9 protein-coding genes and 1 pseudogene are annotated in these 10,572 nt (G+C 37.9%); 5 read left to right on the forward strand and 5 right to left on the reverse strand.

All coding sequences use genetic code 11. The annotated features are described in order from the left end of the window. Window positions 1-26: 26 nt before the first annotated feature. Together A8M50_RS02730 and lptD are read left to right on the forward strand one after the other, a co-directional pair. On the forward strand, window positions 27-494 hold the full coding sequence (locus tag A8M50_RS02730) for a PM0630 family protein (RefSeq protein ID WP_005646168.1): 468 nt from the start codon (window positions 27-29) through the stop codon (window positions 492-494). 162 nt (window positions 495-656) lie between these two features. Further along, the gene (gene lptD, locus A8M50_RS02735; RefSeq protein WP_005646150.1) at window positions 657-3,002 is read left to right on the forward strand and encodes an LPS assembly protein LptD; all 2,346 of its coding nucleotides are present in this window, start codon (window positions 657-659) and stop codon (window positions 3,000-3,002) included. An 88-nt stretch (window positions 3,003-3,090) separates the two neighbouring features. Here lptD and proS read toward each other — a convergent pair whose 3' ends face one another. The 3 genes from proS to cyaY form a co-directional block, all read right to left on the reverse strand. Continuing rightward, window positions 3,091-4,809 carry a proline--tRNA ligase gene (gene proS, locus A8M50_RS02740; RefSeq protein ID WP_005646180.1) on the reverse strand — a complete coding sequence of 573 codons (1,719 nt, stop codon included), beginning with the start codon at window positions 4,807-4,809 and terminating at the stop codon, window positions 3,091-3,093. A gap of 84 nt (window positions 4,810-4,893) precedes the next feature. Then, entirely contained in the window at window positions 4,894-6,753 is a 1,860-nt protein-coding gene (gene recQ, locus A8M50_RS02745) for a DNA helicase RecQ (RefSeq protein WP_005646175.1), read from the reverse strand. Window position 6,754: 1 nt separating this feature from the next. After that, window positions 6,755-7,060, reverse strand: a complete 306-nt coding sequence (cyaY, locus tag A8M50_RS02750) for an iron donor protein CyaY (RefSeq protein WP_005646182.1) — start codon at window positions 7,058-7,060, stop codon at window positions 6,755-6,757. A gap of 97 nt (window positions 7,061-7,157) precedes the next feature. Here cyaY and lptM point away from each other — a divergent pair, with 97 nt between their 5' ends. From lptM to A8M50_RS02765, 3 genes and pseudogenes are all read left to right on the forward strand, one after another. Then, window positions 7,158-7,274: an LPS translocon maturation chaperone LptM gene (gene lptM / locus A8M50_RS09045; RefSeq protein ID WP_005639040.1), complete on the forward strand. Its 117-nt coding sequence runs from the start codon at window positions 7,158-7,160 to the stop codon at window positions 7,272-7,274. 45 nt (window positions 7,275-7,319) lie between these two features. After that, window positions 7,320-8,553: pseudogene (lysA, locus tag A8M50_RS02760) on the forward strand (diaminopimelate decarboxylase). 196 nt (window positions 8,554-8,749) lie between these two features. Continuing rightward, window positions 8,750-9,376 carry a response regulator gene (locus A8M50_RS02765; RefSeq protein ID WP_005635583.1) on the forward strand — a complete coding sequence of 209 codons (627 nt, stop codon included), beginning with the start codon at window positions 8,750-8,752 and terminating at the stop codon, window positions 9,374-9,376. Between the two features lie 65 nt (window positions 9,377-9,441). On the opposite strand, the gene A8M50_RS02770 is transcribed toward A8M50_RS02765, so the two are convergent. Both A8M50_RS02770 and yihI read right to left on the reverse strand, forming a co-directional pair. Next, window positions 9,442-9,882: a DUF2489 domain-containing protein gene (locus A8M50_RS02770; RefSeq protein ID WP_005646154.1), complete on the reverse strand. Its 441-nt coding sequence runs from the start codon at window positions 9,880-9,882 to the stop codon at window positions 9,442-9,444. A gap of 3 nt (window positions 9,883-9,885) precedes the next feature. After that, on the reverse strand, window positions 9,886-10,446 hold the full coding sequence (gene yihI, locus A8M50_RS02775; RefSeq protein ID WP_005646166.1) for a Der GTPase-activating protein YihI: 561 nt from the start codon (window positions 10,444-10,446) through the stop codon (window positions 9,886-9,888). Between the last annotated feature and the right edge of the window lie 126 nt (window positions 10,447-10,572).

The raw sequence follows: 10,572 nt of genomic DNA on the forward strand, positions 1-10,572 counted from the left end.
TACTTTATTTAAAGAGGAAAATCGTAATGAAAAAATCATTAACATTAGCCGTACTTTCTTTATGCGCAGCATCATCTTTATTTGCCGCATCCGATGTTCCACAAGAACCGCAACCAACACTTTACCTTTCAACCTATGATATGTCTGGTAAAACTCCAACAGATTTAGGTAAAAAAGATATTTCTCGTTCAGCTAAAGCACACCAACTTTGCTGGGTAGCTAATGGTAATTTTGCGAAACAAATTACTGTTACTGAAGTATTTAAATCGCCTGAAAAAACAACCTTTGCTGTATCAGAAAATCCAAATGCAGTTAAAGTTTCTGAAGATAAAAAGACCCACACAATCACAACAACTCGTGATGCATTAAACCAAGGTAAAACGGTAGTAAATTGCTGGAAATTTGATGAAAAGGATCCTAGAGGCCAATATACAATCCAAGTTCAAGTGGGTGAGATTGTTTATGACCCGTTGACATTTAACGTTGTAAAATAAGAAAAATAAAAACTCAGCTTTTGCTGAGTTTTTTAATTTTATGCAAGTAAAGTTATAGAAAATCCTAGATACATCCCATCAACAGTTTATTGAAAAATATTACTAGCCTTGAGCTTTTTCCAGTATAATCTGACCAATTTTCTGACAAATTAAAACAAGACGATGAATAAAAAACACACTTTAATTTCACTTGCTATTTTGACCGCACTTTATAGCCAACAAAGTTTGGCAGATTTGCATGAACAATGTTTAATGGGCGTGCCAAAATTTAGCGGTGAAGTCGTGACGGGTGATGTGAATTCTCTGCCTGTATATATTGAAGCGGATAACGCAGAAATTAATCAGCCAAATGATGCGACCTATCAAGGTAATGTGGATTTGAAACAAGGCAATCGTCATTTGTTAGCACAATCCGTGCAGGTAAAACAATCAGGAAACCAATCAACACCTTTACGCATGGCTTATGTTCGCGATGGATTTGATTATAAAGATAATCAGATCAATATGTTGGGTAAAGATGCAGAATTTAATTTAGATAGTCACGATGGTAATTTAACAAATTCAGAATATGAATTTGTCGGTCGTCAAGGTCGAGGTAAGGCTGATGATATAACATTAAGTAATAATTATCGCGTCATGAAAAACGCCACCTTTACTTCATGTTTGCAAGGTGATAATGCTTGGGCTGTAGATGCGTCAGAAATTCGTCAATACGTGAAAGAAGAATATGCTGAAATGTGGCATGCTCGCTTCAAAGTGCATGGCGTTCCCGTCTTTTATACCCCTTACTTACAATTACCTATTGGAGATCGTCGTCGCTCCGGTTTATTAATTCCAAGTGCGGGAACATCTAGCCGAGATGGTCTTTGGTATGCACAACCAATTTATTGGAATATTGCACCTAATTACGATCTTACTTTTACCCCGAAATATATGTCTCGCCGTGGTTGGCAAGCAAATGGGGAATTTCGCTATTTAACCCCTATTGGCGAAGGTAAAGTGGCAGGAGAATATTTAGGTAAGGATCGTTACTCTGAATATTCTAGTGATAATCGAAAACGTCATTTGTTCTATTGGAATCACAATTCTAGCTTTTTGCAAAATTGGCGCTTAAATATTGATTATACCCGAGTAAGCGACAAACGTTATTTCAGTGATTTTGAGTCCGTTTATGGTCGCAGTACTGATGGCTACGCAAACCAATATGCTCGCATAGCTTATTATCAACCAAATTATAATTTTTCTCTTTCTGCACATCAGTTCCAGATTTTCGATGAAGTGGACATCGGCCCTTATCGCGCAATGCCACAATTAGATTTCAATTATTACAAACATGATTTGGCTAATGGATGGTTTAATTTCAAATTACATTCACAAGCTGTTCGTTTTGATAATGACAGTGAATTAATGCCAACTGCATGGCGTTTCCATGCAGAGCCCAGCCTAAATTCTTTAATGTCAAATAAATACGGCAGTTTGAATATTGAAACTAAACTTTATACGACTCGCTACGATCAGAAAAAAGGTTCAGGAAAAAATGCAGAGGACGTGCAAAAAACGGTAAATCGAGTTATTCCACAATTTAAAGTTGATTTACAAAGCATATTAGCACGCGATACAACGTTCTTAAAAGACTATACACAAACCTTCGAACCGCACGTGCAGTATTTATATCGCCCTTACCGAAATCAAAGCAATATTGGTTCAAAACTTAATAATGAGTATTTAGGATTTGGTTACGATTCAGCATTAGTACAGCAAGATTACTATTCGCTATTCCGTGATCGCCGTTATAGTGGTTTAGACCGAATTTCATCGGCAAATCAAGTTACCTTGGGTGGCACAACTCGTTTTTATGATATTGGTGGTGAGGAACGCTTTAATTTATCTGCAGGTCAAATTTATTACTTAAGTAATTCTCGTATTGATGAAAACCCAGCAAATAAAACCCCGACTTCATCATCAGCTTGGGCATTAGAATCTAATTGGAAAATGAGTGATAAATGGCATTGGCATGGTAGCTATCAATTTGATACTCATACCAATTCAACATCATTAGCGAATACCTCACTAGAATATAATCCTGAAAAAAATAATTTAATTCAGTTAAATTATCGATATGCGAACCAAGAATATATTGACCAAAACTTAGGTAAATCAGCCAACGCATATCAACAAGATATCCAACAAGTGGGATTAGTTGTAGGCTGGGAAATTGCCAATAATTGGGCTGTAGTAGGGCGCTATTATCAAGATCTCGCCTTACAAAAACCAGTAGAACAATATATTGGCGTCCAGTATAACAGCTGTTGTTGGGCGATTGGTGTTGGTGCTAGACGCTATGTCACAAGCCACCAAAATCAAAAGCATAATGAGGTCGTTTACGATAATAGCATTGGCGTAACCTTAGAATTAAGAGGTTTAGGCACCAATGACCATCAAAGCGGGATTCAAGAAATGCTAGAAAAAGGAAAGCTACCTTATATTCGAGCATTTAGTTTGGATTAAACATGGTTCAATATAAACGTTAAATCAACAAAAAGAGCGGCTAAAAAATAGCCGCTCTTTTGTCACAATATACAAAATAAAATGCTGATTAGCGATTACCTAACTTTTCGTTTAAAACGCTGAGCAACTGCTCTTTACTAATCATTTCTTTTTCACCGGTACGACGGTTCTTATATTCAATTTCACCGTTCTCTAGGTTTTTCTCACCGATTACCACCATATGCGGTACACCGATAAGTTCCATATCGGCGAACATCACACCAGGGCGTTCTTTACGATCATCAAAAATCACATCTACGCCTTGCGATTGTAAAGTGCGGTAAAGTTCTTCAGCGTATTTTTGCACGGCTTCAGATTTGTGCATATTCATCGGCACAATGGCGACAGTGAATGGGGCGATTTCGTCTGATGGCCAGATGATACCGCGTTCGTCGTGGTGTTGCTCAATGGCTGATGCCACCACACGAGTTACGCCGATGCCGTAGCAACCCATTGTCATCACAAGAGGTTTACCATCTTCGCCTTGCACGGTCGCTTTCATTGCTTCAGAGTATTTTTTACCAAGTTGGAAAATATGCCCCACTTCAATACCACGTTTGATTTGAAGCGTGCCTTTACCATCCGGACTTGGATCACCTTCTACTACGTTACGTAAATCAAATACTTCTGGCATTACTACATCGCGTTCCCAGTTCACATTGAAGTAATGTTTTCCATCGATATTCGCACCACAGCTAAAATCAGACATTAACGCCACAGTGCGGTCAATAATTGCAGGAATATTTAAATTCACAGGGCCTAATGAACCAACACTCGCACCAATTTTTGCTTTAATGTCTGCTTCATCTGCAAACTCAAGAGGATCTGCCACTAATGGGTGTTTTTGTGCTTTGATCTCGTTTAATTCGTGGTCGCCTCGAACAATTAAAGCAACAAGCGGTTGGTTTTTGTCTGCACCTTTCACAATCAACGTTTTCACAGTTTTAGTGGTTGGTTGATTAAATTGTTCTACAAGTTCATTGATAGTTTTCGCATTTGGCGTATCAACCAATGTCATTTCTGCGGTTGGTGCTTGACGCTCACCGATAGCTACCGCTTCAGCAAGCTCAATATTCGCTGCAAAATCCGATTCTGTTGAGAATACAACATCATCTTCACCACTTGAAGCCAACACTTGGAATTCATGAGACGCAGAACCACCAATAGACCCTGTATCCGCTTGCACCGCACGGAAATCTAAGCCTAAACGGTTAAAAATGTTACTGTACACTTGGTACATCACATCATAAGTTTCTTGCAAACTTTCTTGTGTCGTGTGAAACGAGTACGCATCTTTCATAATAAATTCACGCGAACGCATTACACCAAAACGAGGACGCACTTCATCACGGAATTTAGTTTGAATTTGGTATAAATTAAGTGGAAGTTGTTTGTATGAAGAAACTTCTCGGCGCACTAAATCAGTAATCACCTCTTCGTGAGTTGGCCCAAGTACAAAGTTACGGTTTCCGCGGTCTTCAAAACGAAGGAGCTCAGGGCCATATTGCTCCCAACGACCAGACTCTTCCCATAATTCCGCAGGTTGCACCACAGGCATTAATACCTCAATTGCACCACCTTTGTTCATCTCTTCGCGAATAATCTTTTCTACTTTTTTCAATACGCGAATACCAGTAGGTAGCCAGTTATATAAACCTGATGCCATTGGGCGAATCATACCTGCACGCAACATTAATTGGTGGCTCACGACCTGAGCATCATTTGGCGTTTCTTTAAGGGTGGAGAATAAATATTGACTTGTACGCATTGTTTAACCTTAGATTCTAAGAACTGAAAAAATTGGCGCAAGTATAACAAAAAGTGCGGTGATTTTTAACCGCACTTTCGATACTTACTCATTATTTTGCGCTTTCGCCAAAATTGCCTTATGTTCTTGAATCAATGCCATAAACGGCTGACCAAACCGCTCTAATTTGATTGAGCCCACGCCATTAATTTGCAACATTTCAATATTGCTTGTTGGCATATATTGTGCCATCTCTTGTAAAGTTGCATCATTAAAGACAATGTACGGCGGAATATTTTCTTTATCGGCAATTTGTTTGCGTAAGAAGCGCAGGCGTGCAAATAAATCCTTATCGTAATTTGCAACACTTTGACGTTGTGGATTATGGGCAATCTTACTGATTGCAGAAATACGAGGCATTGCCAGTTCTAATGGTTCTTCACCTTTCAGAATTGCTTTTGCACTTTCAGTAAGTTGCAATGTTGGATTTAATTCACCAATGACCTGTTGCACAAAACCCAAATGAATAAGCTGACGAATGACAGACTGCCAATGCTCTTTGCTTTTATCTTTTCCAATGCCATACACTGAAAGTTTATCATGTTGGCGTTCAATAATTTTCTGATTGTGCATTCCACGCAGCACCGCAATCACATAATGTGCACCGAAACATTGCCCCACTCGATAAATAGTAGACATTACTTTTTGCGCATCGACTAAACCATCATATTTTTTAGGAGGATCAAGGCAAATATCACAGTTATTGCATGGTGTTTGTCGATGCTCACCAAAATAATTGAGAAGAACTAAACGGCGACAAGTCTGGCTTTCTGCAAATTCACCAATAGCTTCTAATTTATGCTGCTCAATCTGACGCTGTGGCGTTTCTGGTTTTTCTAAGAGAATTTTTTGTAACCAAGCGTAATCCGCAGGCTCATAAAACAAAACAGCCTCTGCAGGCAAATCATCACGTCCTGCTCTCCCCGTTTCCTGATAGTAAGATTCAATGCTGCGAGGTAAATCAAAATGGGCAACAAATCGCACATTGGATTTATTAATCCCCATTCCAAAAGCAATGGTTGCGACGACTACTTGAACATTATCACGCTGAAAATCCTGTTGCACACGCTCACGAAATGCTGTTTCCATTCCCGCGTGGTAAGCAGCAGCAGAGACACCTTTATTGCGTAAACTTTCCGCAATTCGTTCAACCTTGTTTCGGCTGTTGCAATAAATAATCCCACTCTTGCCCTTTTGAGCCAACACAAAACGTATCAGTTGCTCCATTGGTTTATATTTTTCTTCCAAAGTATAACGAATGTTTGGTCGATCAAAACTACCAATATATCTATGTGGATTTTCTAGATTGAGGTGAGTTAAAATATCTTGGCGAGTCGCATAATCGGCTGTCGCGGTGAGCGCCATAATCGGCGCATGAGGGAAACTAGCTTTTAAACCGCCAAGCTGAGTATATTCTGGGCGAAAATCATGCCCCCATTGAGAAATGCAGTGTGCTTCATCAATCGCAATAAAGCTGACTTTACTATAAGAAATAAGTTGAAAGAAACTGTTCGTCATCACTTTTTCTGGCGACACATAAAGCAGTTTAAGTTGCCCAGAAATAAGCTTATTTTGTACTCTTTGCTGCTGTTCTAAAGTCTGACTAGAGTTAAGAAAATCCGCCTCAATTCCATTAGCTTGCAGCTGATCCACTTGATCTTTCATCAAGGAAATCAGCGGAGAAATCACTAAAGTTAAACCATCAAAACAAAGCGCGGGAATTTGGTAACAAAGCGATTTGCCATTCCCTGTTGCCATTACCACCAAAGCATCTTGTCCGTTTAAGGCGGCATTGATGACTTCTTCCTGCCCTTTACGGAAAGATTGATAACCGAAAACCGATTTCAAAACAGAAAGTGCGGTTGTTTTTTCTATTATTTTTGGTGATAAATGAGAATCAAGCATCTTAGAACTGCACGTTCTCGCCATGAGTAGCACAAGCTTCGACTAAACAATCCCAAAAACGTTTTCCGTCGTTAGAAACCCAGTCGCCATTTTTAAAAGCAAAATGAAAACCACCTAATTTACTCGCAATCCAAAGCTCAAGTAATGGTTCTTGCTTGTTAATCACTATTTGTGTGTGATTATCAAAGGTGATTGTAAATACTGAACCTTGCGTTTCACAATCTACATCCGCACCTTGCGCTTCTAATTCTTCTTCAATTTTTTGCCAAACTTGTTCAATATTTTGGTGAAATTCTGCAATATTCATAAAATGTTCCTGTTTAAATCTGATAGAATGCGGCAGATTATAAAGCCTTTCTTAAGCTTGTGAAAGGCGGATTTACCGATAAGTAAGAGAGAGAAAAATGAAAAAACTACTATCAATTTTAGTGCTTAGTGCAATTTGCATTGTGGCAACAGGATGCGGTGTCAAAGGTCCTTTATATTTCCCAGAAAAAGAACAAGCACAACAAACCAAATAAGCGATTATCCAATTACAATCCCAAAATAAAAAACAGGAACACAACATGAATTTCTTCCAATATAAAAATAATAAGCTTTATGCTGAAGATATTCCGGTTCAACAACTTGCTGAACAATTCGGTACACCTCTTTATGTATATTCTCGCGCAACACTTGAACGCCATTGGCATGCTTTTGACTCAGCCTTCGGTAAGCGTCCTCACTTAATTTGCTTTGCCGTAAAATCTTGCTCAAATATCGGCGTATTAAATATCATGGCAAAACTGGGTTCAGGTTTCGATATTGTCTCGCAAGGAGAACTTGAGCGTGTACTCGCCGCAGGTGGCGACGCATCAAAAGTAGTCTTTTCGGGCGTAGCTAAATCTCGAGAAGACATTATGCGAGCACTAGAGGTTGGAATCCGTTGCTTTAATGTGGAATCAGTTTCTGAACTCAAATACATTAACCAGATCGCAGGCGAGATGGGGAAAATAGCACCAATTTCTTTGCGTGTGAATCCAGATGTTGATGCGCATACACACCCTTATATCTCAACAGGATTAAAAGAAAATAAATTTGGTGTAAGTGTAAATGAAGCTCGAGAGGTATATAAATTAGCCTCAACGCTGCCAAACATAAAAATAACAGGGATGGATTGCCACATAGGCTCACAGCTCACTGAATTACAACCATTCTTAGATGCAGCAGATCGCTTAATTGTCCTAATGGAACAATTAAAAGAAGATGGGATTAAATTAAAACATCTCGATCTAGGCGGTGGTTTAGGCGTGACTTATACGGATGAAACACCACCTCACCCAAGCAATTACGCCAATGCATTGTTAGAAAAACTAGAAAATTATCCTGAACTTGAAATTATTCTTGAACCAGGTAGAGCAATTTCTGCAAATGCGGGAATTTTAGTGGCCAAAGTGCAATACCTAAAAAATAATGAAAGTCGTAATTTCGCAATTACCGACACAGGGATGAATGATATGATCCGCCCTGCATTATAACATCGTAGAAATTGACCGCACTTTAGAAAGAGAAAAAGCCATTTATGATGTTGTCGGGCCAGTTTGTGAAACGTCAGATTTCTTAGGCAAACAACGAGAACTGTCTATTGCTGAAGGTGATTATATAGCTCAATGCTCAGCAGGCGCCTATGGAGCAAGCATGTCATCAAACTATAACTCAAGACCCCGTACTGCTGAAGTTTTAGTAGATGTCGATCAATCCTACTTAATTCGTCGTCGAGAAACCTTACAAGAACTTTGGGCATTAGAGTCGACCATTTAATCTTTCTTATCTTAAAAGAGCGGTAAAAAATTATCTATTTTTCTACCGCTCTTTTTCTGTCCATAAATCAGCCTACCTCAAACAGTAAGTTTGTGAGATAAATCAAATTTTTTTCTATTCTAGATTGGCATAGAATTGAATTCTTTATAGAATATTACGTTTTTTAAAGTGGACTTTTGCCACTAAAGGGGAAATTATGCAAGAAAAACTAAAAGTTTTATTGATTGACGACCATCCGTTAATGCGTCGTGGCATTAAACAACTTGTAGAATTAGATGATAACTTTGAAGTGGTGGCTGACGTAGGCAGCGGCACAGAAGGGATTTCTGTGGCATTACAAACATCACCTGATGTGATCATTTTAGATCTCAACATGAAAGGACTTTCTGGGTTAGATACGCTCAAAGGATTACGTGCAGAAGGCGTTGATGCACGAATCTTAATTTTAACAGTGTCTGATGCAAAAAATGATATTTATACTCTGATTGATGCAGGTGCAGATGGTTACTTGCTAAAAGATACGGAACCAGATACTTTACTAGACCAAATAAAGCGCATTGCACAAGGTGAAGTCATTCTGAGTGATTCTATTAAAAATTTACTGTTAGAACGTACTCATGAAGAAAACCCATTAGACAGCCTAACGGATCGTGAAATGGGCGTACTTCGTCAAATTGCGACAGGTCTATCAAATAAACAAATTGCAGCACAACTGTTTATTTCAGAAGAAACCGTGAAAGTACATATCCGTAATTTATTACGCAAATTAAATGTACATTCTCGCGTTGCCGCAACGGTATTATTTTTTGAACAAAATCGTTAACAAAAATAATCATAAAAAAATGCGCTAGGATAAACTTAGCGCATTTTTCTTTACAGTCACACTATTTACATTAACTCGATAGATTTAATATCTTCTAATAATATATACAATTCTTTTTTAATATCTTGTTCAAATTGTACTTCTGCACTTTCTCGATCTAAATCTAAACGCATTCTTTCTCTTTTATCAAGCAATTTACGAGCATCATGTGTAGGCATATCACGCACAACTTCATATAAGTTAGCCATCGCAGGATAAGTAGATAAATTCTTACCAAAAGGCCTTAATAGCATTGTAAGACGGATTACTCCTTCTGAAGTATTACATTCCCCAGATTGCATTGCTCGAGCAATAATATCAATGCTTTCTTTTAATCGTATAGTGCGCGCATGCTTGGCTTTAGTAATCAATTCCTTTTGGATTTTTAACTGTTTTAATAAATATATTGCATATAAACTCAATCCAATCAGCAAGAAAAATGCAATTACAATAAATAGCCAAATCATAACTTATCTAAATTGGTTAATATCGATACGCTCGAAAGTTCGGTATAAATCATCTTCACTTTCATCTTCGTCTTCAATGCCAAGTTCTTCCATTAATTCAGAAATTCTATCTAAGCATTCATCTACAAATTGTTGATCTGCTTTACTAATAGTTTTACCTTCATCTAAAGCATCCAATAATTCATTAAGAATTTCATTATTTTCCAGATTTTCAAGCTCTTTCATTGGATCTTGTTTTTTCACCTGTTTTATTACTGGAATTAATTGACCTTTTTCAGGTTTATTAATAAATTCAACAACCAACGGAACCTTTTTCTTACTACCAATTTTTGGATCTTTAATTTCATTTTGAAGTTTATTCGCTTTTTCTTCAACCGCACTATGACGAGATCCTGAAGCTAAACCCTTATGCTTACGTTTTTTCTTATCTTCACGAGCTTTAGCATCCAATTCATAGCGTGTAAGCTTTTTACCTGGGCGTGCTTTTGTTATATCTATTTTTTTATCTGCTTTTCGAATTGGCATAATATCGGTAATTCGACGTGTTTTTTTCTTACGAGCCATAAAGTATCCTTCTAAAAATTTTGCGGATTGTATCACTAGTGCATATTTTTCTCACTAACAAACACAAACTTTATCTAAACTTATTTTGTTAAAGTATTAACTTCTAAAAAACAAAAACCCCAGCTT

The organism is Haemophilus haemolyticus (assembly GCF_001679045.1).
GTDB lineage: Bacteria > Pseudomonadota > Gammaproteobacteria > Enterobacterales > Pasteurellaceae > Haemophilus > Haemophilus haemolyticus.

Bases quoted from the DNA above. Each gene is read 5' to 3' on its own strand.
- proS (WP_005646180.1), bottom strand. From the start codon at position 4,809: ATGCGTACAAGTCAATATTTATTCTCCACCCTTAAAGAAACGCCAAAT.
- A8M50_RS02765 (WP_005635583.1), top strand. From the start codon at position 8,750: ATGCAAGAAAAACTAAAAGTTTTATTGATTGACGACCATCCGTTAATG.
- yihI (WP_005646166.1), bottom strand. From the start codon at position 10,446: ATGGCTCGTAAGAAAAAAACACGTCGAATTACCGATATTATGCCAATT.
- recQ (WP_005646175.1), bottom strand. From the start codon at position 6,753: ATGCTTGATTCTCATTTATCACCAAAAATAATAGAAAAAACAACCGCA.
- A8M50_RS02770 (WP_005646154.1), bottom strand. From the start codon at position 9,882: ATGATTTGGCTATTTATTGTAATTGCATTTTTCTTGCTGATTGGATTG.
- lptM (WP_005639040.1), top strand. From the start codon at position 7,158: ATGAAAAAACTACTATCAATTTTAGTGCTTAGTGCAATTTGCATTGTG.
- A8M50_RS02730 (WP_005646168.1), top strand. From the start codon at position 27: ATGAAAAAATCATTAACATTAGCCGTACTTTCTTTATGCGCAGCATCA.
- cyaY (WP_005646182.1), bottom strand. From the start codon at position 7,060: ATGAATATTGCAGAATTTCACCAAAATATTGAACAAGTTTGGCAAAAA.
- lptD (WP_005646150.1), top strand. From the start codon at position 657: ATGAATAAAAAACACACTTTAATTTCACTTGCTATTTTGACCGCACTT.